Source organism: uncultured Flavobacterium sp. (genome assembly GCF_963925185.1).
In the GTDB taxonomy this organism is placed as follows: Bacteria; Bacteroidota; Bacteroidia; order Flavobacteriales; family Flavobacteriaceae; genus Flavobacterium.
Genome location: NZ_CAWURC010000031.1, coordinates 35,673 through 61,177, shown reverse-complemented (window position 1 = coordinate 61,177; position 25,505 = coordinate 35,673). Strand labels below are relative to the sequence as shown.

Below are 25,505 nucleotides of genomic sequence, written 5' to 3'. Positions count from 1 at the left end.
TACATAAAGGTTAAAAACAAAGATCTTAAAGTAGAATTACTTTGAGACCTTTGTTTTTGTAGCACATTTTACGGTTAACCTTTACTCTTTTTCTTATCCACCCTCATATTCAAAACCTCCACTAAAAGCGAGAAGGAAATCGCGAAATACAAATAGCCTTTTGGTACGGGAGTGACATAATTTCCTAGGATTAACGCATTCGATAAATGGGCACTTTCTGTAATTAGCATAAACCCAATCAAGATTAAAAAAGACAATCCCAGAATTTGAATTGATGGATGATTGTTGACAAAATTCCCAACAGGAACTGCAAACTGCATCATAATCAATACCGAAATAACCACGGCAGTAATCATAATATAGAGGGCACCGGCAACGCCATTGGTCATCCCCACGGCTGTCAGAATACTGTCGAAAGAGAAAACCAGGTCAATTAAAATGATTTGGACAATGACACTTTTAAATGATTTTGCAGCCGATTGTTTTAATTCCTTTTCTTCTTCTCCTTTTAGATCTACTTTTTCGTGAATTTCTTTCGTGCTTTTATAAATTAGGAACAATCCACCAAGGAGAAGGATGAGACTTTGACCTGAAATTTGAGCACTCAACCAACTAAAATTTAGCGTAAACCAAGGTTCCTTCATTGCAATAAGCACGGTAATGCCAAAAAGGAGTACAATTCGCATAAACATAGCTAAAAACATTCCAATTTTAGTAGCTTTTTTGCGTTGTTCGGCCGGAAGTTTTCCAGTGACAATAGATATAAAAATAATGTTGTCGATTCCGAGTACAATTTCTAAAAAAGTCAATGTTAACAGAGCAATCCAGGCATCTGGGTTCAAAAATATTTCCATTTTATCTAGTTATGAGTTAAGGGTTATGAGTTAAAAGTTATGAATTATGAGTTGTCTAGGTGTTTTTTGAGATTTTCAAACCGCTATCTGCCATCTGAAATTTTCTCAACTGTTCCGCGTTGTTTTGCATCGCTGCCCACAATTCCGAATTCAAATGTATAGGAATTTTTTGAAGTTGTCAAAATTTTCATCACAATAGCATTCTTTTCAGCCATATTCTTTGGGTGAACTTTTTGCAAAACATATTCGCAATCGCTTACCCATCTAATACTCGAAGTGTCAGTTTTGCCTTCAAAAGTCTCAATTTCGATACTGTCCTTGCGTTCAAAAACAGTAGTTTTATTGACCCCGTCAACCTTGTAATCAAATTTGAATTTTCCGTTTTTAAAATCCTTGCAATTGCGTTCCACATTATAGCAGGAAATCAATAATAGGAGCAGAGGCAAAATAAGTAATTTTTTCATTTGTTGCTTTATTTCAATTTATTTAATTCATCATCCGTAAAATTATGAATGCTTTTTTCTTTTGAAAATTTGTCTGAGTTGTAATTATTAGACTTGTTTTTTGGAATAGACAAACTGGTCCATTCACTTTTTTTTAACATTTTAGAATAGAAAATAATTTGGCCAACATGATATGGATAATCCGCCAACTGTCGGTTTATTGCTTCAATCACTCTGTGTCCATCGTTTCGGATATAGATAATTTCCGAAAGTTGTTCCGCTTGTAATCCGTTCAAAGCATCAAAAAAACAATACCAGCCTTTATTCCAGAAAGCCATAATAGCTACTTTGTCATTCCCCTGAAAAAGGGAATTAAATTCCGAATCGCGATTGCGCCATTCTTTTTCCCCATCTGTTGTCAAAAAATCTGTCCAACGCGAAAGCATATTTCCCGAAAGGTGCTTCACAATCGTGGCAATACTATTAGTATCCTCATTTATTGAAACAAAAAGCTGTTCAGGTTCGAGTTGATCCATTGCTTTTTCGCCCAAAGTTTTATAATAGAGAAACTGTTTTTTTACGCTTTCTAAATAGGAATTTGTTGCTTCCATATTACTCAATTTTAATATCATATTTATCCAAAAGACCAACAATACCTTGGTTCGAAAACTGGGCTTTTTTCATTGGATTAAACTCGGGATCAATTTTGAAATTAGATGCAGTCCTAAAATCAACTCTTGCTAATTGGGTGTCATTAAAAATGGAATTGTCTAAATTACAATTTTCAAAAACGGAATTGGTAAGATTCGTTCCAATAAAAGAAACTTCTTTCATCGAACAATTGTGGAACTTCGTTTTCGTCATTTTTTTGTTGGCAAAAGAAGAATAATCCAATGTACAATCCTGAAAACTGACACTAAACAAGAAATCAGTACAAGAATGAAAATGGATTCCCAATAATTTACAGTTTTTGAAATCGACCGTTTTTAAACTTGTTCCAGTTAATTGCGTCATCGATAAATTACAATCGATAAACTCGCAATCCATAAAGGTATTGTTCGAAAAATCGCTATTCGAAAAATCGCAGTTCTTGAAAATGCAATCTTCAAACTCCCGATTGTTGACTTTTTTGTCAATAAAAGATACCTTTTCGAACGTTTTATGGGTGTGTATCAGGTTTTCCATTAATCATTAAATAAACTGCGCACCATTGTTTGAAACCCTAAAAACATTAAAATAATTGCTCCCAAACAGGCGGTGATTCCTATTCCCAAAATGAAATAGTAGCTAGGCTGTAATTTATTTATAAATGCAAAATGGATTAGAGTTGGACCAATAAATAGCAGCGGCAATGCCCAAGCTAATTTTTTAATTCCTTTGGATAATAATTCTTTGTTAGTAGACATTTTTATTTAGAATTTATTTACTTAAAACTATTAACTGCCTTTCTCACACTTCCATGTTTTTCTAGTAGTTTCGAGGCTTCTTCATACGAAACAGGAATTTCTGCCATAATCATTTTCACACCACGATCCACAAGTTTGCTGTTACTCAATTGCATATCGACCATTTTATTACCTTTTACTTTCCCCAATTGAATCATGGTAGCTGTCGAAATCATATTGAGCACTAATTTTTGTGCTGTTCCGGCTTTCATTCTCGAACTTCCGGTTACAAACTCAGGCCCAACGACAACATCAATAGGGTATTTTGCAGTTTTAGAAAGCGGACTTTCGGCATTGCAAGAAATACTTCCGGTTACAATATTATTATCGTTGCATGCTTGCAAACCACCAATTACATAAGGTGTTGTTCCCGAAGCGGCAATTCCAACAACTACATCATTTTCGTTGATTTTGTGTTCCTGTAAATCAATCCAAGCTTGGTTAGCATCGTCTTCGGCATTTTCAACAGCTCTGCGAATCGCTTTGTCGCCACCTGCAATAATTCCGTTGACTAAGTCGAAAGGGACACCAAATGTAGGCGGACATTCCGAAGCATCAACTATTCCTAAACGCCCAGAAGTTCCGGCACCAATGTAGAATAATCGGCCACCCATTTTCATTTTGGTGACAATTTGAATTACTAAAGCTTCTATTTTTGGCAGGGCTTTTTCTACGGCAAGAGGAACGGTTTTATCTTCTTGATTGATGTTAAATAGCAATTCGGGAACCGACATCGATTCTAAATGTTCGTATTTCGAGGATTGTTCGGTGGTTTTTGTGAAGTTCATTGTTAAGGTTTATGCCACTAAGGCGCTAAGACACAAAGAAATTTTTCATAAGTCACAAATTTAGCAAATAATAGTATAGAAATAGGATTAAATAATAATAAAACGGAGTTGCTTGGTGTCTTTGTGGCTATAGAAAATAAGCCAAAGCAATTCCAAATAATATCATCGAAACCTTAGCGATATTAAATTTGTGTCCTTCACTGCTTTCGAAAATGATAGTAGACGAAATATGGAATAATATTCCAATGACGATGGCAGTGATTTCAGTATAATAATCGTTTAATATGGGCAAATAATCGGATAAGATGGTTCCTAGCGGAGTCATAATCGCGAAAGTAATCATAAAGACAAAAATCGCTTTTTTGTTTAAGTGCGAATTGATAAAAAAGGTCGTCAGAATGATAGCGATTGGCAAATGATGAATAGCAATTCCCAACGCCAAGTTGCCGTGGTGACTTACGGGAAATCCTTCTAAAAAAGCGTGAATACAAAGGCTAATGAAAAGCAACCAAGGAATATGGGACATTTGTTCGTGGCCGTGAACGTGTCCGTGTTCTGCACCTTTTGAGAAAAATTCTAATATAATTTGGAATAAAATTCCAGCCATTATAAAAATTCCAATATTTTGATTATCACTTTTATAAACTTCAGGAAGCAAATGCATCACAGTTAAAGACAGTAAAAATGAACCGCTGAAAGCCAACAATAATTTAAGGTTGGTTTTGTTTTTTGGTTTTAAAAACAAGGCAATTATATAGCCAATTAGTACTGAAAATAATGGTAAAAGGTAGTTCATTATTTAAATATCATTATTAATCGTTCGCTGTCCGTTTTATGGAATTTTTTTAATTTATAATCTCCGAAAATGTCCAAAAGGAAAATCCCGGCTTCTTCCATTAATTCTTCAAAATTTTTTAAAGTAAGTGCTTTTACCTTTTCGGTGAAATGAAATTTCTCGCCTTGGTCTTCAAAGTCAATTTCTTTATATATATGACCTTCGCTTAGGTATCGTTTAATATGAAAGTCTATGTTTTCAACAGTTTTTACTTCTTCAGCGACTAAATTCTTCACGACTTGGTTCACATTCATAAAGTCGATTACGGCAAAACCATATTCGGTTAGGCTTTCTTTCATTGCCTTCAAAGTGGTCAGGTTGTCTTCGTCATTTTCGAAATAACCAAAGCTGGTAAACAGATTGAATATGGCATCAAATTTATCTTCGAACGTTTCACGCATATCGTGAACCTGAAAATGAAGGGATTTATTTTCATTTTTACTGGCTTCGGCAATACTGTTTTCAGATAAATCAGCACCAGTAACTTCGTAACCCAATTGATTTAAATAAATAGAGTGACGTCCTTTACCACAAGCCAAATCTAGCACTTTAGCCTTTTCTGGAAGGTTAAGGTAATGGGTCAAATTATCCATAAAAACCTGTGCTTCCCTGTAATTTCTTTCTTTATAAAGTATGTGATAATAGGGAGAGTCAAACCAGGAGGCAAACCAATTATAGGTGTCTATTTTTGGGTTTTGAGGTTCAGTTTTTTGAGAATTTGGCATTTATTCTTTTTCTATTAATTCAATTCGTGCAAATTTAGTGTATTTTTGCAACGAATACTTGATTTTACAATGGAAAATAATTTTAGAATGATTGCCAAAACCTTTTTTGGTTTTGAAGAGATACTTTCAAATGAATTGAAAATGCTTGGTGCACAAGATGTGGAGCAGGGTGTGAGAATGGTAAGTTTTAAAGGGGACAAGGGTTTTATGTATAAGGCAAACTTGTCTTTGAGAACCGCCTTGAAAATACTGAAACCTATTTATTTTTTCAAAGCAAGAGACGAACAGGCTTTATACAAAGGAATTTCAGGTGTTAACTGGTCGAAATTCATCAGTGCCAACCAGACTTTTGTGATTGATGCCACCGTGCATTCGGAGTATTTTAATCACTCGGAATTTGTTTCCCAAAAATGTAAAGATGCTATCGTGGATCAGTTTCGAGAAAGAACTGGACAGCGTCCGAGTATCGAAAAAATTCACCCTGATTTAAGAATTAATATTCATATTGACAAAGATCAAGTTTCTGTGGCACTTGATACTTCAGGTAATTCCTTACATCAACGTGGTTATAGAACAGCGACTAACATTGCTCCTATAAACGAAGTATTGGCAGCGGGAATTTTATTGCTTTCAGGTTGGGACGGTCAAGGTGATTTCTTGGATCCAATGTGTGGTTCTGGAACTTTTTTGGCGGAAGCTGCAATGATTGCCTGCAATATTCCGGCTAATATTAATCGCAAGGAATTCGCTTTCGAAAAATGGAATGATTGGGATAGCGACTTATTCGAATCGATTATGGAATCCTTGATGAAAAAAGTTCGCGAATTTCATCATACTATAAAAGGTTATGATAAAGCGCCTTCTGCCGTGATGAAAGCCAAAGACAATATAAAGAATGCCAATCTGGACGAATACATCACCATCGAAGAAAGAAACTTTTTCGACACCGAGAAAATTTCGGAAGGAAAATTACATATGGTTTTTAATCCGCCTTATGACGAACGATTGGACATTCATATGGAAGAATTCTACAAGAATATTGGTGATACCTTAAAGAAAAATTATCCAGGAACAAACGCCTGGTTCATAACCGGAAATCTCGAAGCACTTAAATTTGTTGGACTAAAACCTTCCCGAAAAATTAAACTTTTCAACGCGAGCATTGAAGCCCGATTGGTGAAATATGAAATGTATGAAGGAAGCAAGAGAACAAAGTTCCAAAGCCCCCTAACCCCCGAAGGGGAAATTATTGAGTAGAAAGATATAGGAAATATTTTGAACTTAAAACCTTTAATCAAAGCTTCAATTTCCCTTCTGGGGATAGAGGGTTGCCTAATACCTAAAATATGACAAAATTACAAGTACGCGCCTTTCTGTACCAACTAGGTTGTTTTGCGATATTATTTATCTCGATTCAGTTTTTGGTGGCAAAATATACCAATTTAACCGGTTTGTGGATTCCAATGACGGCTTTTGTGGTGGGAACAATTCTAGCTCCAAAATTCCAGGCGGTGAAAACCAAGGATGGAGAAAAACTATTTATGAAATGGATGTTTATCAAAGGAATTAAAGAAATAGAATAATTACTTTTTCCAATTCGTAATTATTTTTTATTTACTTTCTTCTTATAAATGGGAACAAAATAAGTAATCGTATAATTTAATCCCACTCCAAAATCGCCATTATACGTTCTATTGAAACCTGGAATATAAAGGTTGTCAAAATTGGCGGGAGTATGGTTTGATATCAATCGGTTCAGGCGAAGACTAAAACCCACAAACACATTATTAAAAACTTTTGCTTTCACTCCGGCCACGACTTCAATCCAGCTGGCAGTTAATCCGCTAAATTTTTCACCAGATGGATATACAGGCATTTCCCCCCAATACGGATTTGGATTGTATATTTTATAATTGTTTAATTCTTGGCTAAAAGTACTTGCGCCATACCGCAATCCTACAGAAACTATGTTTTCCATATTCAACCAGTTTTCGTAGCCGTTATAATCAAACCCCACTTTTAAATAAGAACCTTTGGCAGCAGTATTCAAACGGGTATCATCGGTAGTTTTGTTTTCATTTCCGAGTTCGGCAGCCAAAAAGTATTTTTCCGTCAAACGATAATCTCCCACAAATTCGATTCCCTTATAATTTTTGTCATATAAAGCACGCGTCAATTTATACAAATCGATACCCACACGCACACCATAACGATCCGTTTTCGCGGGAATAGTGTCAGTTTTCGACGCTGTCGAAAGTTTCGTTTTTCCTTGCTTTGGAGATTCGAGAATTTTACCTTCTATTATAATTCTTTCAGCCGAAGCCTTTTTTGGAATCGTGTCTTGAGCTTGCGCAAAAAATAACGATAGGAGCAGCAAAAAACTAAAAGAATATTTTAATGTGTGTTTCATATTCGTTATCGATGTTATTTTTTTCAACCGAGATGGCGTTTATCCACAAAAGATCGGGGATTGCAGCATCGGCGTGTGTATAGGAATTGTTTGTATTCAAAGCAAAAACGGTTTTAAAGCCACAGGCTCTCGACACAAAAAGATTGTCACGAGTATAATTGAACGTGATTTTATCTTCGTTGACCAGGGAAGGGTTTGCATTCCCATAGTTCAATATAAAACTATAAGATGAACTATCAGCATCCGTTTTTAACGGTATAGAAATGGTGCTTCCACTAGTGATGTATTTCGATTTGCCGGAGCCGCTGTTAAAAACAATACCTTCGGTCATTCCTTCACCAATAACTTTCATATTGGTCACATTTTTTAAAACGGAGGGATTGGTAATATCATAAAATGTAATAACAAGTCGGGGAGTAGTAGACGTATTGGCATCACAAATATCATCCTTCTCACAGCTGGAGAAAGAAAATGTTGCAATCAGTATAAACAGAAGTATTTTTTTCATTTAAAATTTAGAATTTAAAATTCAAAATAATTTTATCGTCTTTCCAAAAGTACAACATTTTCCACGTGATGCGTTTGCGGAAACATATCTACTGGGCGCACCCGAGTTACCTTGTATTTTTCATCCATCAAAGCTAAATCTCTAGCTTGTGTAGCCGAGTTACAACTCACATACACGATTTTTCCAGGCTGAATTTTCATTATTTGTTCAATCACGTCCTTGTGCATTCCGTCTCTAGGAGGATCAGTGATAATGACATCGGGTTTGCCGTGTTGAGCAATGAAACTTTCGTTGAAAACTACTTTCATATCACCCACATAAAATTCGCAATTGGTTATGCTGTTACGCTCGGCATTGGCTTTGGCATCAATAATTGCTTCGGGAACGCTTTCGACACCTATGACTTTCTTGGCATTTTTCGAAACAAATTGAGCAATGGTTCCAGTTCCGGTGTATAAATCATAAACGACTTCATTTCCGGTCAATCCGGCAAAATCGCGCGTAATTTTGTATAATTCGTAGGCTTGGTCGGAATTGGTTTGGTAAAAAGACTTGGCATTGATGCTGAATTTCAAACCTTCCATTTCTTCCAGGATGTAATCTCTTCCTTTATAGAGTTTAATGTTTTGATCGTACAAAGTATCGTTAGCCTTATTATTCACTACGTATTGCAGAGAAGTAATCAGCGGGAATTTTTCGTAAATATGGTCCAAAAGCAATTCCCTGTTGACTTTGTCATTTTCGAAAAACTGAACCAAAACCATAATTTCACCGGTCGAAGCGGTACGTAACATCAAGGTTCTTAACAAGCCTTCGTGATTTCTGGGATTGAAAAAAGTCAAGTTATTTGCATTGGCAAAAGCCCGAATTTCATTCCGGATTGCATTCGAAGGATCTTCCTGCAAATGACATTTGTTGATATCCAGAATTTTATCCCACATTTTCGGAATATGGAAACCAAGAGCATTTCTGTTACCCAAGTCCTCGGTACTGTCGATTTCTTGTTCGGTCAGCCAACGGCTGTTCGAAAACGAAAACTCCATTTTGTTTCTGTAAAAGAATTGTTTCTCCGAACCCAGAATTGGTTCAAACTCGGGAAGTTCAATTTTTCCAATGCGTTGCAAATGGTTTTTGACTTCATTTTGTTTGTAATATAATTGCTGGCTGTAGTTCATATTCTGCCATTTGCAACCACCACAAACACCAAAATGTTCGCAAACCGGTTCGATTCGATGTTCGGAATATTCGTAAAATTTGACCGCTTTTCCCTCGTAATACGCTTTGCGCTTTTTGAAAGTTTGCACATCGACTACGTCGCCGGGAACGACATTGGGAATAAAGATTACTTTACCATCCGGGGCTTTTGCCACCGAAACGCCTTTTGCACCTGCATCAAGGACTTTGATATGATCAAAAACGATCTTGTCTGTATTTTTCTTAGCCATAGCACAAAAATAAGGCTTTGGATCGTTTTATAAATTCAAATTGGGAAATATTTTCAACAAGTTGCATTAATTAATTGAATCTAGTATTGAATTTATCTATTTTTATAAAGGAACTATTTTTTGTTTGATTTATTTTAGAAATAGGATTAATGTTATTACCTTCTAATTATAATTTTTTTAATAAAAAAGCCAGTGTCTGTATTCACTTTTAAGGTATATATACCAACAGAAATAGTGTTTACATTGATTATAAATTCTTTAGATGTTAATGGATTAACATAGTTTTTTATGCTACGTCCATCCATAGAAAAAATCGTAACAGCATTGATGTTATTTTGAGAATGAACACTTATTATTTCTGAACACGGATTTGGATAAACCAGGACTTCATTTTGAATTTCAATTTTGTTTATTTCCAGAGATTTATTTGTATAACAGCTAGCTGGCACTTTATTTTGAGATTTAATTAGATCAGCTATTTTATTATTTGTAAAACCTCCATTAGTAGTATTATTGTAAAATGATAAATCAAGGGTGGAATTATTGACTCCAAACCAATCTTGTAATATGGTGCTAAAAACACGTCGATAATCATGCTGCACGGTTTTAATTTGATAATTATTTCCAACAATAGCTTCACTTAAATTGATGTTTGTTCCAGAAACTCCGGGTGCTATCGATTTTCCAAAAACAAACATAGGTGCAATTTCTCCATGATCGGTTCCTAGATTTCCATTTTCGGCTGCTTTTCTTCCAAATTCTGAAAAGGTGACAGCGATAACATCATCACCCATATTTTGATTATTTAAATCTGTGATAAAGATTTTTATAGATTCAGAAATTTGAGTCATTAAATCGGCATGTTTTCCTAAATGTGTCGTGGTATTGGATGCTACTTGCAAATCATGAGTGTCGAAACCACCTATTTTAACTAAATATACTTTGGTTTGTAATCCTCCAGAGATAAATCGAGCCACTGTTTTTAGTTGGTTTGCGATACCTGTATTTGGGTATGTCAATGAATTACTACCACTATTAAAAGCCGCAGAAATGGTTTGTGCATAAGTATTTGATGAAGTGTCATTCTCTAAAATAAACTTCAATAATTTGCCGTATTCTGATTCTGGAATATTACTTGGTGCAGCACCTCCCAATCCATTGATAACTGAATAAAATCCGGAGGGATCCTGGCCATTAATATTCAAGGACATTCCGTGTTCGACTTCCCCGTGGAAACCCAAAGAATTTTCGCTACTGCCCAATTGAATTCCCAATGGAAAATTAGAATTTAGAAAATCAGTATAATAATTTTCTAAAAAACGTCCTACCCATCCGCTTTGTGAGGTATTGTTTGCTGGTGTTCCATCGCCTCCCGTAAGCCACAAGTCAGTGGATTTGAAATGTGATTTGTCTTGGGCTGGATAACCCACACCTTGAATGACACGCATAAATCCACTGTCATATAAACTTTTGAAACCTATTAGCGAGGGATGCAAACCCACTTGATTCGTCAAGCTTAAAGTGGTGTCTAAATTGATAATTCCATTAGCTCCCGTATCGCTTAATTTGATGTTGGGCCTTAAACTAGCATATTTATCGTATTGATTTAATGGAACCAAAGTATTTAATCCATCATTAGCACCAGCTAATTGAACCAATACAATTTTTTTACCGTTTATATTGGGACAGGTTTCCATTCCCGCCGATTTGAATAGTGCAAAAACATCAGTAGGCAAAAGGCTTAATACGCTTGCTGTTGATGATAATTTTATAAAGTTTCTTCTTTTCATAATTTTTCTTCTTTAGAATAAAAAATAATTTTTCCTTTTGGAAACTGCATTAAAAAAGTTGTGATTCTGGAGCACTCAAAAGCTTGGTGACTAGTAATTTCAATCTTGGTTCCACCACTGAATTGTTGCCATTTGATAAATAAGAACCCCAGGCACTTGTCCAATAGTAATCCGCCAAGCCCTGTAAAAGAAAAGAATTCATAAAATAATTTATTCTATCGGCATCAGGAACTTGGGCAAATAAAGCGTTGCAAAGTTCGGACGTTAAAATATAGGCATCTGAAGCATTGGAAATCAAATTACCGTTTTTGATTACATCAGAAATGTTGATTTTAGCCTTTATATTGGCATTGCCACTAATCCTGTTAATCCCGTCTAAAAGGGATTCACCCAGCCTGTATTTTGCTATTAATGTTGAGGATGAAATCCAATTTTGGTCAAAGGAAGGAGACTGATAATATGCGGGATGACCGGCAACGTTATCAGGGTCAAACAAAATCATGTTGGCACCCGATAAAAAGGTATCATGCGCAAAGTTGTTCCAGAAATTGATGTAAAACTCGTAAGAATTTGTTGTTGGATCTGGAATGGTGGCTTTTAGATAAGTTACAATTTCAGATATTTGTTGAAGAGGTGATTTTATAATACCGCCAAGGGTTTCATCAGTTGCATTTGTGTCATCTAAATCATAAAAATGTTGGCTTTCAAGCAGCTTTCTAATGATTGGTATTATTTCATATCCATTGTTGAATAAATCGTTTGCCAATGGTGTAATAATATCGGTTTCTACTTCAGTAGATATGGTGCTTTTTACAAAATACATGTACATTTTTCTGCAAATATTTTTGGCAGTAGCCTGTTGATTGAAGACCATATCAACAAAAGAATTCAATTCCGTATCCATTCCAATAATATCCGTTGCAGATGTAATTGTGGTATTTCCAAATGCGGAACTAAAAACTTTGGAGCCTATGTTGTCGTGTGATGAAAAAGCATTGTAGCCTTTTGGAATTCCTGTTGTGGCATCAATAACTGACCTATCAGATTTATATCTAAAACCGGTTAATACTCTTGCGGCTTGCACAATATCGGCTTCGGTAAAATTCGTGTAATTTCCGGCATCAATTTGCGGCCCTTTGCCAATGGTGAATAATTCCAAAAACTCACGAGCATAATTTTCATTCGGAGCTGTTTTACTATTTGAGGTGTTGTTCAAATAAATTAACATCGAATTATCAAGGGTCATTTTTTTTGCTAGAGATTTGTAATTTCCAAGGGAATAAAACAACAGCAATCGAATATGGTCATAAAAATAAGTAGATGCTCCACAAAGACTTTTCTCTACAGTAAATCGCGTGGAAAGAAAATGACATAATTTGTATTTCAACGTAGGACTATTGACGGCATTAAACCACCACCATCCTGCTATTATCGAGCGCTTTCTAGCTTGTGCATTAAAACTTGAAGGTGTATTGGTGGATTCTGTCCAATAGCCATCTGGTGCTGTAGTTGGGGTGGGATCGTAGGGCAGGGGTAATGTTAAAGGCGAATTAAAAAGCAATAAATCTAGGGCTTGTGATGGGGTTAGTCCCGAAAATTGATCTATTGTAGTTTTGGAATAAACAAAACTGGCTCTTCGTAATAAGTGCTTTGCAAATACGTTTCCAAGCACATTTGTATTCGGGTTTAGTGATGCCATATATTCCTTAGTTTAAGGTTATTTGACTCCGAATATATAAAAAAGTTTAATCTAATATTAAAATTGAGATTATTTATCGATATAACACACAAATTGTTATTTATAAACTTAATAAAAAGCCAATTTAATTGCTTTTTCTCATTTTGTTTAATGAGTGACATTAAATTGCTTCATTTCTTGTAACGGTTCTATGGCATTGTAATCCTTCCAGATCTTAGGGTCATAGGATTTAATTTTTATAAATTTAAAGTCTACCTCCTTAATCTTTTCAATTCGTGATTCCGTTATTTCGGAACGAGACATATTTAGGAATTCTGTTTTATTGAGAGTATTTGCCTCAATTTTAAAATCAAGATCCAGTACATCTTTTTCACCACTAGTTAATTCGATAAGTTTCAATGGGCGATTGAGATAAAAGTAATTTCCACTTTCTGTAGTGGCATATTGCATATAATAGTTATCGTCTTCTGCTCGTTTTTTATAAATGATGGTTCCTTTACTGACATTCTCGGACACTTTAATTCCCAAAAGTAACTTCATATTAAAATTACTTAGCTTTTCACCGTCGTCAAGGACATAATCTGCTCTAAGGACGGCATAATCGGTTTCAGAAATATATAGTTTACCCACATACATCGCTTTTCTTTTTCTAGGTTTAAAAGTAAGGACATAAGCAAATTCATTTTGATTAGTGTATGTAGTACCTTCGTAAGTATAGTCATACAGCTTCGGTTTTTGTATGAAATCGAATCTCTGGTTGTTTAAAAAATTATTTTCATACATGAAGCTATTCAAATTAGTTTTTGCCGCTTTTAATTGATTCTTTATCTCTTTCTCTTTAGTAGTTTTTTTGTTATTGAAGTCTTTACGTAACGATATCGTATCGCGTGATCCTAAAAGTCCGCTCTTAAAGCGGTAATATTTGGTAGTGTCTAGATGCTGTAACATCAAATTTTTGGCTGTTTTTTCTAAATCATCTAGGGATGTCGATTCTCCTTCATTTTTTAAAATAGTAGCTTTTAAAACATCTAGTTTGGAGGTAAACACAAACTTATCGGCTTTTTTTGTTTTAACTGAATAATAATTACAAAGGATGTCAGTAAATGAAACTGGTGGCTTCGAAATTAATTTAGTAGAAAAAGACTGCAAGTCTTTGTTGACTTTTAATAATGCTTGCTTGCTAAAACCAGTTGATTTGTTAATCTCCATATCAATTATCGAAGGATTAAAATAATTAGAGGTTCTATAAAAGAACATTTCTTTTGATCCTTTTTCGCTAGTTGTATAATTACGGTTTAAGTTGGTTTTTACATTTGCCATAATCTCGTAAGGATTTGGGTTTAGGTTAGACACCGCTACATCATCAAGGTCATAAATTCCGGCCAAGAGTTTAATTGTAAAGTCTAGCTTTTTCAATTCGGCTACAGTTAGTTGCTGATTAACAAAACCCAGATAAGAAACCGTAAGTAGAGTGTCGTCGGTACTGTTGTTTTCAGATAAAGTAAAATAGCCTTCCCCATTAGAAACTAAGTTTTCCGATTCGTTTACCCTAATGTTTGCATAGGGAATACTTTCCCCGGTTTTAGAATCGATAATTTTCCCCCTAATATTCTGGGCAATTCCTGCTTGGAATAAAAACATTATGAAAAATGAATTAATAAAGGCTTGTCTCATATTTATTAGCTGCTTAGATTTAATAAGACGAAACTATGTCCGTTTTGTTACAGATTTTCGGGATGCTTACTATTAACTGATAATCCTACTATAAAGTTCTTCGTGCAATGTATGCCCCTTGCAAATAAACAATAGATAAAACACAGCAACAATACCCACTTTTAGTGATATTGCGAATATTCTTTCAAACTACATATTAAAGTTACGATTAAACTAAATATATTTACAGTTCTATAATCAGCTATTATTTATATGAAAAAATTATTACTTACTGCGCTTTTAGTGATTACTACAAGCGTATCTGCGCAAAAGGTCAGTCCGAGCACTGTTGGCGAAAATTACACTAAGAAAGAGTTGCATATTAAAATGCGTGATGGCGCTACTTTATTTACTGCCATTTATACGCCAAAAGACCTTACTAAAAAGTATCCCATCATTATGCAACGTACACCTTACAGCTGCGCGCCTTATGGGGAAACCGAGTTTAAAAGAAGCATTGGTCCCAGCGCGACAATGATGAAAGAAGGCTATATTATTGTGTACCAAGACGTTCGTGGTCGGTGGATGAGTGATGGTTTGTACGACAACATGCGTGCTTTTATTCCCAATAAAAAAGGAAAAACTCAGGTTGACGAAGCATCAGACACTTATGACACCATTGACTGGCTAGTAAAAAATGCAGCAAACAATAACGGGAATGTGGGTGTTTGGGGGATTTCGTACCCTGGTTTTTATTCCACTTATTCGTTGTTGAGCAACCACCCTGCTTTGAAAGCGGTTTCGCCTCAGGCTTGTATCAGTGATTTCTTTTTTGATGATTTTCATCACAATGGTGCTTATTTGTTGAGTTACTGGAAAGCGACGCCTTTATTTGGTATTCAAAAAACGGAACAAACCACCAAAGCCTGGTACCAATATCCCGATTTAGGTACCAAAGATGACTACCAGTTTTTTCTGGATGCAGGTCCTTTATCTAATTTGGATAAATTCTACGGTAAAGACAACGAATTTTGGCAACAGCTCAAAGACCACAGCAGCTATGATGAATTTTGGCAAAAAAGAGGAATCTTACAACATTTAAAAGAGATCAAACCTGCAGTGATGACTGTTGGAGGTTGGTTTGATGCAGAGGACTTATACGGTCCTTTGAATACTTATCAAGCGATTGAAAAAAGCAGTAAAAATTACAATACGATTGTTATGGGACCCTGGAGCCACGGCGATTGGGCTAGAAACAGTGCGAGTGCGGTTATTGGAAACATAAAGTTTGGGGATAGTATATCTGCTTTCTTCCAAAAAAATATCGAAGCCAACTTTTTTTATCATTTTTTGAAAGACAACGGAAAAGGCGATATCAAATTGCCGGAAGCCTATGTTTTTGACACGGGCGTTAAAGACTGGAAAACCTATAATGCTTGGCCACCAAAAAATGTTGTAAAAGAGAGCTTTTATTTGTCACAAGACAAATTAACGACTGCAGAGCAAAATGATAGAAAATTTCAGGAATTCATCAGCGATCCTAAAAAGCCAGTCCCTTTTACCGAAGATATTAATCAAAAAGGGATTACGCCAAGAAAATACATGACAGATGATCAGCGTTTTGCTGCAAGACGTTCCGATGTTTTATTCTTTGAAACGGAACGATTGACGGACGACACTACTTTGGCTGGAGAAATTTTGGCACAACTGCAGGTTTCGACTTCTGGAACAGATGCCGATTGGATTGTTAAAGTAATAGATGTGTTTCCTGATGACGAACCAGAAACGCCAGAGGTTGCCCCATATTTAAAAATAAGCAATTACCATATGATGCTGCGTAGCGAAGTGATGAGAGGCCGTTTCAGAAACAGTTTTGTAAATCCGGAACCTTTTGTTGCTAACCAGAAAACATCGGTGAATATTAAACTGCAGGATGTAATGCATACGTTTAAAAAAGGCCACAAAATCCAAATCCAAATTCAAAGCACGTGGTTTCCTTTGATTGATTTGAATCCGCAAACTTTTGTAGACAATATATTTTATGCGAAACCAGAAGATTTTAAAAAGCAAACCCATCGCGTGTATGCTGATTCTAAAATAATCTTTTCTGTTTTAAAATAATAGAATTTAATTTTTGAACAAAAACCCAATCCTAGGAATAGTGATTGGGTTTTTTTGTGCTTATGATTTTGTCAGTGTAACTGAAATAACTTTCTCAACAATCGGGGCCATTATTTCATAACCCACTTTGTTAGGATGCACTCCATCGTCTGAAAATGTTTTAGGCAATCCATTTTGGTCATTGGCCATTGCAGAATAGTAATCAACAAATGGAATTCCATTGGCTACAGCATAACTACTTAATAAGCTGTTTAATGCCATGACTTTAGTAGCAGGATTTTGATTGGGACTCCACGGAAAATCAGATGCGGGTAAAACCGAACAAAGGATTACTTTGATATTATGGGCTTTCGCCAAATCAATCATGGAGAAAATATTGTTAGTAATCATATCTAAAGTTGCTGGACCAGTATTGCCAGCAATATCATTGATACCGGCTAGAATAACAACTGCAGAAGGTTTTAACGCAATTACATCAGCCCTAAAACGAATGAGCATTTGAGGAGTGGTTTGTCCGCTAATACCTCGATTAATATAAGGCTTTCCTGAAAAAAAATCGGAATTAATGATCGACCAGAATTCAGTTATGGAATCCCCCATAAATACGGTTCTTTTTTGTTCTGAAATTGGTTTTTCGAGAACTGCATTCTCTTTTTGGTATTTATTTAAATTGGCCCAGTCTTGAGCGGCTGCTTTTTGTCCCATAATGATTGATAAAAGGAAAATGAAGTAAATTAATTTTGCGTTTTTCATTTGTGTCTAATTGGTGTAAAAATAACAATTTGATTTGCGACAAACATAATCATTTCACGTAGTAATAACTATAAAAATAATCGAATTTTCACCTTGTGAAAAACATAAGCAATAGTAACTTTAAATTTTAGTTAAAAAATAAATTGACTAAGAATCGTAGCGTATAAAGTGTTAAATTTGGGTAAACATTAAAAATAGTATTATGAAAAGACATGCAACCGCAGTTTGGACTGGTTCACTTAAAGAAGGAGCCGGACACCTATCTACACAAAGTGGAATATTGGTGAACGCACAATATTCGTATAAATCTCGTTTTGAAGAAGGTATTGGTACTAATCCAGAAGAACTTGTTGCCGCAGCACATTCAGGATGTTTTACGATGCAACTTTCGGCATACGTAACCGGCGATGGTTTTGAGATTGAAAGCATCGAAACTAAGTGTGACATCGATTTATTAGAAGGAAAAATTGTAAGTTCACATCTAGCAGTTACCGCCAAAATAAAAGATATTTCTAATGAGACTTTTCAGGAATTAGTAACTAAAGCCGAGCTTAATTGTCCTATTTCTAAGTTGTTCAACACAGAAATTAGTACTACAGCTACTTTGGTTTAGCCGTTAAACCAAATAAATAAGTCTCGATTTCTAATACAAATAGAGACTTTCGTTTAGGTATAAAATAAGGTTTAATTAAACAAATCAGAAGATAAATAGCGATCGCCTCGGTCACAAATAATGGCTACGATTACTCCCGATTCTAATTGGTCGGCTAATTTTAAAGCAACGGCAACAGAACCACCACTGCTCATCCCAGCAAAAACAACTTCTTCAAGGGCCAGTCGTTTTGTCATTTCTCTTGCCTCCTGTTCGCTCACTTCGATTATGGTATCTACTTTTGAAGCATCAAATATTTTAGGCAAATATTCTTGAGGCCATTTCCTGATTCCTGGTATTTGAGAACCGTCAGTAGGTTGAGCTCCAACAATTTGGATATTAGGATTCTTTTCTTTCAAATAAGTAGAGGTTCCAATAATAGTTCCGGTAGTTCCCATTGCCGAAACAAAATGAGTTATTGTTCCTTCTGTATCCTTCCAGATTTCGGGTCCCGTGGTTTTGTAATGCGCTTTCCAGTTATCGTCATTGGCAAACTGATTTAGCATGATGTAACCCCCTTCTGCCATTTTTTTGTTGGCATAATCTCTGGAACCAATAATTCCTTCTTTAGCTGGCGTCAAAATAACGGTAGCTCCGTAAGCTCGCATGGTTTGTGTGCGTTCCTTGGTTGAATCTTCTGGAAGAATAAGCTCAATTTCTATATTAAATAATTGGGCAATCATAGCCAAAGCAATTCCCGTGTTTCCACTAGTAGCTTCAATCAATTTATCTCCTTTTTTGATGTCTCCTCTTTCAATTGCCGAAGCAATCATGTTGTAGGCTGCACGGTCTTTCACGCTGCCTCCGGGATTATTTCCTTCGAGTTTCAATAAAAGGGTAACATTTTTATTTTTAACCAAGTTCACGGCTTCCACCAAAGGTGTATTCCCGATTAGGTCTAATATTTTATTAAATTGCATACTATTTTAATTCTTTTATTTTTACCTCGGTGATGGTGGTATTGGTCACGATGGACTTGGCAGGAATCGATTTTGTAATCCATGTATTTCCTCCAATAATGCTATTTTTTCCAATGGTGGTTTCCCCTCCAAGAATAGTGGCATTCGCATAAATGCAAACATTTTTCTCCACTGTTGGATGTCTTTTTGCATTTTTCATATCCTTGCTCACACTCAAAGCTCCCAAAGTGACTCCCTGGTATAACTTAACATGTTTTTCGATGACGGTGGTTTCTCCAATTACGATTCCGGTAGCGTGATCAATAAAGAAAGGAGATGCAATTGTTGCACCAGCGTGAATGTCGGTTCCGGTGATTTGATGTGCATATTCGCTCATTAATCTCGAAAAAAGCAACATGTCTAAACAATACAATTCGTGACTCAATCTATAAATGGCAATGGCGTAAAATCCTGGATAAGCGAGGTATACTTCTTCAATACTATTTGAAGCTGGGTCGTTTTCTAATATGTATTCGGCATCTTGATTCAGCATTTCGAGGACGGAAGGTAATTTTTCGAGGAATTGACTCCAAACACTTTCACAAAGATCTTTCGGTTTTTTGCAGGAGATTATTGAAATTTTCCTGAAAAGCATTTCAAGTTCGTCAATGCTTTCAATTAAGGAAGCATTAGTATCAAACAAAGTATAGAAAAGTTTCTCAGTAAAAGTCTCTACTTGTGTCTTGATTCCGTAATTAATGGAGGAATGGCTCTTTAAAGCTGCAATATTTTGTATAATTATTTCTTTTGCCAAGTCTGTTAATTTGGATGGTTATTTTAAAGGGGTAAAAGTAAGATGTTTTTAGAAATGTTACGATAATTGGGCAAACTATTAACTACTGGCAAAGATAAAAAATGTTAAATTTAAATTTTATGCCATTATTCTACAGATTTCGAATAATAAAAAGTGACCTGAAAATTCACCAATAGTAGAATATCAAATTTACTTGCTTTTGCAACTATAAATATAAATTTAGAAGTGTTTAAAAATATAACTCACAATCATGAAAATTCCCGTTATAAAAGCCATTCCTTTAAGCAGCTTACTATAATTATGACGCTTGTCAACAAAATGTAAACCAACAATTCCAAAAAAAAGAAACACTGGGTAAATAGCTGGATACATTTCGAAAGCTGCAGCAAAGTTGCCTTTTAATAATAGGAGGAAGGCTCTCTGAAAACCGCATCCTAGACACTCCAAACCAAATAGTGTTTTGCTCAAGCAAGGAATCATGTAGTTTTCTAAATTCATTTTTTTTGTTTTTACAAAAATACAAGAATCCTTTTTAATAATAAATGATGTTGTTTTAAAGTTCATTACTTTTGAAATCAAATACCAGTGTATTAAATAAAAATCTAGATAAAGAAGAATAAAATGTTCAATAAAGGAGATAAGGTTTCGGTTTTGGATGAAGCCATAAACGGGATAGTGTTCGAAGTCAAAGATAAAGAAGTTACAATAGAAACCGAGGATGGTTTTATGATGACATTTAGGGTCAATGAATTGCTTAAAATAAACGATTCCAGTAATTTAATGGATTCCATAAAAAGAATAAATATAGGTGAAATCACCAAGGAAAAAGAGATTCCAAAAGCAAGAAGTTTTGTTAAGGAACGCAAAGATAAACACGAAATTTCGGCTCCGGAATTTGATTTACACATAGAAAAATTAGTTCCCAATAAACGAGGAATGTCTAATTACGACATCCTGACTTTACAATCTGAAACGGCTAAACGACACATCGAATTTGCCATAAGAAACCGCATTCCAAAAATTGTTTTTATTCACGGAGTTGGCGAAGGAATCCTAAAATCGGAACTAGATTTTTTGTTGGGAAGATATGATAACATTGCTTTTCAAGACGGTAATTATCAAAAATATGGTCAAGGTGCCACCGAGGTTTTTATCAAACAAAGTAGCAAATAATTCAGAATTAGTTAGTCAATAATTCACCATAGATAAAGCTATCTCCAAGTCTAAAATCGCTATTTCCTTTCTTTAAAGTTGCATTTTTGAGTATAATTGTGTGTTTAAAACCAGTTCCATTAGTTGTAGTAGTAACTTCAACTATACCGCTTGTGCCTGAAACTCCATTAACACCAACCCATTCTTCACTTATCGTTGGAAGCGACGGAACAGTTGTATTGCAAAAATAGCTCGGCGTAAGGACACCATTCGAATATAATCGATAGGCGAGTTTGTTTTTTGTGGCACTAATTAAACCTATTCTAGGGGAATTTAAAGGTGTTGCAGCGTTAACAATCAAAGTTGGATCTATATCTAATGTTAATGCTTCTCCACTGAGGTAATTGTAAATTTGTTTTGAAGTACTGCATTGTTCTAATATTTTATCAAAGCCAAAAGGCAACGCAGTTACACTTGAAACATAATCTCCAAAAGCAAAAGTTTCGTATACTTGGGTTCCTTTTGTTTTTGCAAAAGTTATGTTTTTGAATACAATATTGTGATTGTAACCTGAAATTCTCGTACTGTTTTCGTTTGTATTTGTAGTTTTTACGGCAGTTGTAATTATTTGTATTGTTCCTGCAGTTGCATTCCATTGATCAGTAACGATAGGTGTTGCTGGCGGTATGGTTTCACAAATATTATCAGCAACGACGGTTCCGTTATAAAAACGATAGACCACGCGATTGGCACCGCTAATGTCAATAAGGTTCGGAGTTCCAGTCACTGTTGGTTCATTTACAAACGAACTTTTAGGAATTTCAAGCAATAATACCTCTTTGTCCTTCAGTTTATAAAGGATGTCGTTAGTACTGCAGCTTTTAGTCGTGGCGCTTTCAAAATCAATGGTTTCTAATATTAAATCACCGTCGTCACAGCTATTTAAAGCGACTACACAAACCAATACAACCAAAAATCTTTTCATTTTTATACTATTTAGAACAAAAATAGAATTTTTAATTTGTTCCAAAAGCATTCTCGTTCAAAAACATATAAATTAAAACAAATTTTAGATTTTAATGGTGCAATATTTTTTTTTTAATGTAATATGAAAGGAATTCTAAGCGAATGGAAATCATTATATTTGTGCCAATTTAATTCAACAAATGAAACTTACAAGATATTATTTAGCTGCTTTTTTTGCCTTTTTTATATGGGGCTTTTTTAGTTTAGTCTTAAAACCACTCCGCAATTACGCCTCTTTGGATATATTGTTTTACCGTGTTTTTTTTAGTGTAATTATAATGATATTGATTAACCTTGTTTTTCGAAGAAAGGTTATTTGGCAAAATTGGAATCTTTTCAAACAGATGCCACAAAAAGAGAAGAAAAGCACTGTGGCGTTGACACTTGGTGGTGCATTTTTTCTTATTTCGAACTGGTTTATTTTTATTTTTGTAATGAATCATATTAGCGTGAAAGCAGCTTCGTTAGCATATTTAATCTGCCCTATTCTAACAACCGTTTTTGCTTTTTACATGTTAAAAGAAAGGTTGTCTAGAGGGCAATGGACCGCTGTGATGATAAGTGTTTTGGGTTGTGTTTTGTTGTCGTTTAATCATTTTCTAGATATGTTTTTCAGCATGGTTGTTGCCACAACTTATGCTTTATATTTGGTTAGTCAGAGAAAAAACAGTGGGCTTGACAAATTTCTAGTTTTAACCATTCAATTGGTTTTTACAGCGATAATTTTGCTTCCTTTTTATCCAAAATATAGCGGAGCAATCCCAACAGAACCCTTTTTTTACACCTATTTGTTGATTATAGTAGTGTTTTTTACCATCATTCCTTTATTTTTGAATTTGTATGCTTTAAAAGGCATTAACTCTTCAACTGTGGGAATTATGATTTACATGAATCCGATAATTAATTTTTTGTTGGCAATATTTTATTTCAACGAGAATTTTAACCTAATTCAGTTGTGTTCTTATTTCTTAATTTTTGTTTCAATTGTTATTTTCAATGCAAGACTACTGTTTTCCATAAAATTGAAATTTCCGCGCTCACAAAAGCAAGTATTGTAAATAAATTTAAATTTAAAAAATGAAAAAAGCATATCTAGATAACGCCTCTACCACCCAGCTCCGTCCTGAAGTGGTTCAGGAAATGACAAAAATATTATCCGAAGATTATGGAAATCCATCGTCGACACATAGTTTTGGTCGACACGCCAAAAGTATCTTAGAACTTTCCAGAAAATCAATTGCTAAACAATTGAACGCTTCGGCACAAGAAATTATTTTCACTTCCTGCGGCACCGAAGCTAATAATTGGATTCTTCGTTCTGCGGTAAAGGATTTGAAAGTTAAACGTATTATTACCAGCAAAATTGAGCACCATGCGGTTTTATATACGGTTCAGTCTTTGCAACAAGAGTTTGATATTCAAGTTGATTATGTTGCAGTAAAGCCAAATGGTGAAATTGACATAACAGATTTAGTTAACTTGCTTTCGCAGGAAACAAAAACTTTGGTCAGTTTGATGCACGTAAATAATGAAATAGGGACGGTTTTAGATTTGGAAAAAGTGGGGCGAATTTGTGAACAGCACTACGCACTTTTTCATTCGGATACGGTGCAATCTATTGGGAAAACCGAAATCGATTTACAAATAATTCCTGTTGATTTCATTGTGGCGAGTGCACATAAATTTCACGGACCAAAAGGAGTTGGTTTTGCTTTTATAAAGAAAAATTCAGGTTTACAGCCAATTTTTCATGGTGGAGAACAGGAAAAAGGATTGCGTCCCGGAACTGAATCAGTGCATCAAATTGCGGGAATGGCGAAAGCTTTAGAACTTTCCTATGCGAACTTAAAACAGGAAAGAAACGATATTTTAGGTTTAAAAAACTATTTGGTTAGCCAACTTGTATTCGAATTTCCAGCCTTTAAAATCAACGGAAGTCAAGATGGTTTTTACACCATATTGAATGTTATATTACCTTTTGAGGAGGAAAAAGCTGTGATGATTTTATTTCATCTTGATATGAAAGGAATAGCGGTTTCCCGTGGAAGCGCTTGTCAAAGTGGAAGCGTAAAGGGATCACATGTTTTAGCAGAGATGCTTTCAAATGAGAATTTAAAAAAACCAAGCCTTCGTATTTCGTTTAGTCATTATAATACCAAAGAAGATATTGATTTATTGATTAATGGGTTGAAGGGAATGTAAAATATTTTTATGAAGTTGTTTTGTTTTTTTCATTTCCGCTGGTTAACATCAAGCCAAACATCATTATAAAAGCGGTTAGCAAAACTACTTGAATGATTAGCGATTCATTTACTAAATGAATTTTATATGATGGTTCTATCGAAAGAAAAAGCAAAATGGTAATAAGTCCCCGTGGCGCTACAAAAACTAAAGGAAACAATGGAATTTTAGTCCATTTAAGTTGAATTGTTCTTAAGAAGAAAAGAGCAAAGACGATCCCAATGGCCCAAGGCAATGTTTTAGTATTCAGTATTTCCTTTGTTTGAATCAAGTATCCAAAAAGAAGAAAAAACAAAGCCCTGACTAAAAAAGTGGCTTCGATTGTAAGCTCCTTAAATTTTATAACTTCCTTACTTAAAAGGTCTGTTTGAAAATTTTCAATCCATTTAAAATGTTTTAATTCATCAATATTACCTATAGAAAGCCCGAATATTAGAATAAAAATTAATGCTGGCAAATGGTAGGTTTTTGAAATAGCATAAATTAAAATTACCAGTATAATAATGGGAACAAATTTAATGTGATGGTCTATTTTATTTAATAAATAAGAAAGAGAAATTGTAGCTACAAGAGACACAATTATGATTACAACTATTTCCAAAATTAAACTTCCAAAAGTTTCAAGTCCAAATGTAGTATGGAAAGAGATAAAATTAAAAAAAATAACACCTAAAATATCAGACAGACTACTTTCATAAATCACAAATTCTTTTTCTCTTGATGTTAAACTTCTCACACTGGGAATAGCAATAGCGCTACTTATTATACAAAATGGAATTGCATTTGTTAAACTAACTTTAAAGGAATAGCCGCTATAATATTCTATAATATAGGCAAGCGAAAAGGCAAGTATAAATAATGGAAAGAAGGCTCCTAAAAAAGATTTTTTTATCAATCCCACTTTTGATTTGTTCAATTCTAACTCCAGGGAACCTTCAAGTACTATAAGGATTAATCCTATTGTACCTAAAATTGGCAAAACCTGATCTAAATCAGGAAGTTTGATTTCTAAAAAATTAGTTGCCTGTCTAACTACCCAACCCAAAAGAAGCAATAAAATCACGGAAGGAATTTTTGTTCTTGATGAAGTCAAGTCAAACAAATAGCCGATGAGCAGCAAAGAGCAAAGTGTAATTACAATAGTCATTAATTATCCGTTATTGATTATTAAAAGTTTTATCTTTTAGAGATGGTCAAAATCTTACCAATTTGCGGCTAAGTTAGTACTTTTGATTGTTAATTTTTAATATTT

At 34.7% G+C, this 25,505-nt stretch carries 27 protein-coding genes; 7 read left to right on the top strand and 20 right to left on the bottom strand.

Going from position 1 to position 25,505, the window contains the following annotated elements; translation table 11 throughout:
• Positions 1-74 precede the first annotated feature (74 nt).
• From AABM59_RS07620 to AABM59_RS07585, 8 genes are all read right to left on the bottom strand, one after another.
• A complete protein-coding gene (locus AABM59_RS07620; protein ID WP_338408368.1) occupies positions 75-854 on the bottom strand; it encodes a TerC family protein in 780 nt (259 codons plus the stop codon).
• An 83-nt stretch (positions 855-937) separates the two neighbouring features.
• The gene (locus AABM59_RS07615; protein WP_338408367.1) at positions 938-1,318 is read right to left on the bottom strand and encodes a DNA topoisomerase IV; all 381 of its coding nucleotides are present in this window, start codon (positions 1,316-1,318) and stop codon (positions 938-940) included.
• Between the two features lie 8 nt (positions 1,319-1,326).
• Entirely contained in the window at positions 1,327-1,908 is a 582-nt protein-coding gene (locus AABM59_RS07610; RefSeq protein WP_338408366.1) for a DUF1572 family protein, read from the bottom strand.
• A gap of 1 nt (position 1,909) precedes the next feature.
• Positions 1,910-2,482: a pentapeptide repeat-containing protein gene (locus tag AABM59_RS07605; protein WP_338408365.1), complete on the bottom strand. Its 573-nt coding sequence runs from the start codon at positions 2,480-2,482 to the stop codon at positions 1,910-1,912.
• Positions 2,482-2,703: a DUF6095 family protein gene (locus tag AABM59_RS07600; protein WP_338408364.1), complete on the bottom strand. Its 222-nt coding sequence runs from the start codon at positions 2,701-2,703 to the stop codon at positions 2,482-2,484. The genes AABM59_RS07605 and AABM59_RS07600 overlap by 1 nt, the downstream gene beginning before the upstream one ends.
• 17 nt (positions 2,704-2,720) lie before the next feature.
• Positions 2,721-3,530 carry an N-acetylmuramic acid 6-phosphate etherase gene (gene murQ, locus AABM59_RS07595; protein ID WP_338408363.1) on the bottom strand — a complete coding sequence of 270 codons (810 nt, stop codon included), beginning with the start codon at positions 3,528-3,530 and terminating at the stop codon, positions 2,721-2,723.
• Positions 3,531-3,657: 127 nt separating this feature from the next.
• A complete protein-coding gene (locus AABM59_RS07590) occupies positions 3,658-4,326 on the bottom strand; it encodes a ZIP family metal transporter (RefSeq protein ID WP_338408362.1) in 669 nt (222 codons plus the stop codon).
• The gene (locus AABM59_RS07585) at positions 4,326-5,090 is read right to left on the bottom strand and encodes a class I SAM-dependent methyltransferase (RefSeq protein WP_338408361.1); all 765 of its coding nucleotides are present in this window, start codon (positions 5,088-5,090) and stop codon (positions 4,326-4,328) included. Before AABM59_RS07585 ends, AABM59_RS07590 begins: the two co-directional genes overlap by 1 nt.
• 69 nt (positions 5,091-5,159) lie before the next feature.
• Between AABM59_RS07585 and AABM59_RS07580 the strand changes: the two genes are divergently transcribed.
• Together AABM59_RS07580 and AABM59_RS07575 are read left to right on the top strand one after the other, a co-directional pair.
• Positions 5,160-6,347: a THUMP domain-containing protein gene (locus tag AABM59_RS07580; protein WP_338408360.1), complete on the top strand. Its 1,188-nt coding sequence runs from the start codon at positions 5,160-5,162 to the stop codon at positions 6,345-6,347.
• Positions 6,348-6,436: 89 nt separating this feature from the next.
• Complete coding sequence (locus AABM59_RS07575) at positions 6,437-6,673, top strand: hypothetical protein (protein WP_338408359.1); 237 nt, start codon at positions 6,437-6,439, stop codon at positions 6,671-6,673.
• 20 nt (positions 6,674-6,693) lie between these two features.
• Here the strand turns inward: AABM59_RS07575 and AABM59_RS07570 are convergent, their stop codons facing one another.
• The 6 genes from AABM59_RS07570 to AABM59_RS07545 form a co-directional block, all read right to left on the bottom strand.
• Positions 6,694-7,500, bottom strand: coding sequence for a DUF6048 family protein (locus AABM59_RS07570; RefSeq protein WP_338408358.1), 807 nt, complete (start codon positions 7,498-7,500; stop codon positions 6,694-6,696).
• Positions 7,472-8,008: a DUF6452 family protein gene (locus AABM59_RS07565; RefSeq protein ID WP_338408357.1), complete on the bottom strand. Its 537-nt coding sequence runs from the start codon at positions 8,006-8,008 to the stop codon at positions 7,472-7,474. The genes AABM59_RS07570 and AABM59_RS07565 overlap by 29 nt, the downstream gene beginning before the upstream one ends.
• A gap of 32 nt (positions 8,009-8,040) precedes the next feature.
• The gene (gene rlmD, locus AABM59_RS07560; RefSeq protein ID WP_338408356.1) at positions 8,041-9,453 is read right to left on the bottom strand and encodes a 23S rRNA (uracil(1939)-C(5))-methyltransferase RlmD; all 1,413 of its coding nucleotides are present in this window, start codon (positions 9,451-9,453) and stop codon (positions 8,041-8,043) included.
• 155 nt (positions 9,454-9,608) lie between these two features.
• Entirely contained in the window at positions 9,609-11,243 is a 1,635-nt protein-coding gene (locus tag AABM59_RS07555) for a DUF1501 domain-containing protein (RefSeq protein ID WP_338408355.1), read from the bottom strand.
• A 49-nt stretch (positions 11,244-11,292) separates the two neighbouring features.
• Positions 11,293-12,942: a DUF1800 family protein gene (locus AABM59_RS07550; RefSeq protein WP_338408354.1), complete on the bottom strand. Its 1,650-nt coding sequence runs from the start codon at positions 12,940-12,942 to the stop codon at positions 11,293-11,295.
• 147 nt (positions 12,943-13,089) lie between these two features.
• Positions 13,090-14,616, bottom strand: a complete 1,527-nt coding sequence (locus tag AABM59_RS07545; RefSeq protein WP_338408353.1) for a carboxypeptidase-like regulatory domain-containing protein — start codon at positions 14,614-14,616, stop codon at positions 13,090-13,092.
• A 252-nt stretch (positions 14,617-14,868) separates the two neighbouring features.
• Between AABM59_RS07545 and AABM59_RS07540 the strand changes: the two genes are divergently transcribed.
• Positions 14,869-16,716 (top strand): CocE/NonD family hydrolase, encoded by a 1,848-nt coding sequence (locus tag AABM59_RS07540; RefSeq protein ID WP_338408352.1) that lies wholly within the window; start codon positions 14,869-14,871, stop codon positions 16,714-16,716.
• Positions 16,717-16,776: 60 nt separating this feature from the next.
• Here AABM59_RS07540 and AABM59_RS07535 read toward each other — a convergent pair whose 3' ends face one another.
• A complete protein-coding gene (locus AABM59_RS07535) occupies positions 16,777-17,469 on the bottom strand; it encodes an SGNH/GDSL hydrolase family protein (RefSeq protein ID WP_338408351.1) in 693 nt (230 codons plus the stop codon).
• Positions 17,470-17,671: 202 nt separating this feature from the next.
• Here AABM59_RS07535 and AABM59_RS07530 point away from each other — a divergent pair, with 202 nt between their 5' ends.
• A complete protein-coding gene (locus AABM59_RS07530) occupies positions 17,672-18,082 on the top strand; it encodes an OsmC family peroxiredoxin (RefSeq protein ID WP_338408350.1) in 411 nt (136 codons plus the stop codon).
• A 71-nt stretch (positions 18,083-18,153) separates the two neighbouring features.
• Here AABM59_RS07530 and cysM read toward each other — a convergent pair whose 3' ends face one another.
• The 3 genes from cysM to AABM59_RS07515 all read right to left on the bottom strand — a co-directional run bounded on the left by cysM (position 18,154) and on the right by AABM59_RS07515 (position 20,332).
• Positions 18,154-19,041 (bottom strand): cysteine synthase CysM, encoded by an 888-nt coding sequence (gene cysM, locus AABM59_RS07525; protein ID WP_338408349.1) that lies wholly within the window; start codon positions 19,039-19,041, stop codon positions 18,154-18,156.
• Between the two features lies 1 nt (position 19,042).
• On the bottom strand, positions 19,043-19,834 hold the full coding sequence (gene epsC / locus AABM59_RS07520; protein ID WP_338408348.1) for a serine O-acetyltransferase EpsC: 792 nt from the start codon (positions 19,832-19,834) through the stop codon (positions 19,043-19,045).
• A 219-nt stretch (positions 19,835-20,053) separates the two neighbouring features.
• Complete coding sequence (locus AABM59_RS07515; protein WP_338408347.1) at positions 20,054-20,332, bottom strand: DUF2752 domain-containing protein; 279 nt, start codon at positions 20,330-20,332, stop codon at positions 20,054-20,056.
• 123 nt (positions 20,333-20,455) lie between these two features.
• Here AABM59_RS07515 and AABM59_RS07510 point away from each other — a divergent pair, with 123 nt between their 5' ends.
• Positions 20,456-21,007 (top strand): Smr/MutS family protein, encoded by a 552-nt coding sequence (locus AABM59_RS07510; RefSeq protein ID WP_338408346.1) that lies wholly within the window; start codon positions 20,456-20,458, stop codon positions 21,005-21,007.
• A gap of 7 nt (positions 21,008-21,014) precedes the next feature.
• On the opposite strand, the gene AABM59_RS07505 is transcribed toward AABM59_RS07510, so the two are convergent.
• Complete coding sequence (locus tag AABM59_RS07505) at positions 21,015-21,971, bottom strand: hypothetical protein (RefSeq protein WP_338408345.1); 957 nt, start codon at positions 21,969-21,971, stop codon at positions 21,015-21,017.
• 181 nt (positions 21,972-22,152) lie between these two features.
• On the opposite strand from AABM59_RS07505, the gene AABM59_RS07500 reads away from it, so the two are divergent.
• Both AABM59_RS07500 and AABM59_RS07495 read left to right on the top strand, forming a co-directional pair.
• Positions 22,153-23,070 (top strand): EamA family transporter, encoded by a 918-nt coding sequence (locus AABM59_RS07500; protein WP_338408344.1) that lies wholly within the window; start codon positions 22,153-22,155, stop codon positions 23,068-23,070.
• 19 nt (positions 23,071-23,089) lie between these two features.
• Complete coding sequence (locus tag AABM59_RS07495; RefSeq protein WP_338408343.1) at positions 23,090-24,214, top strand: cysteine desulfurase family protein; 1,125 nt, start codon at positions 23,090-23,092, stop codon at positions 24,212-24,214.
• 7 nt (positions 24,215-24,221) lie between these two features.
• Here the strand turns inward: AABM59_RS07495 and AABM59_RS07490 are convergent, their stop codons facing one another.
• Positions 24,222-25,400 (bottom strand): sodium:proton antiporter, encoded by a 1,179-nt coding sequence (locus tag AABM59_RS07490; protein WP_338408342.1) that lies wholly within the window; start codon positions 25,398-25,400, stop codon positions 24,222-24,224.
• Between the last annotated feature and the right edge of the window lie 105 nt (positions 25,401-25,505).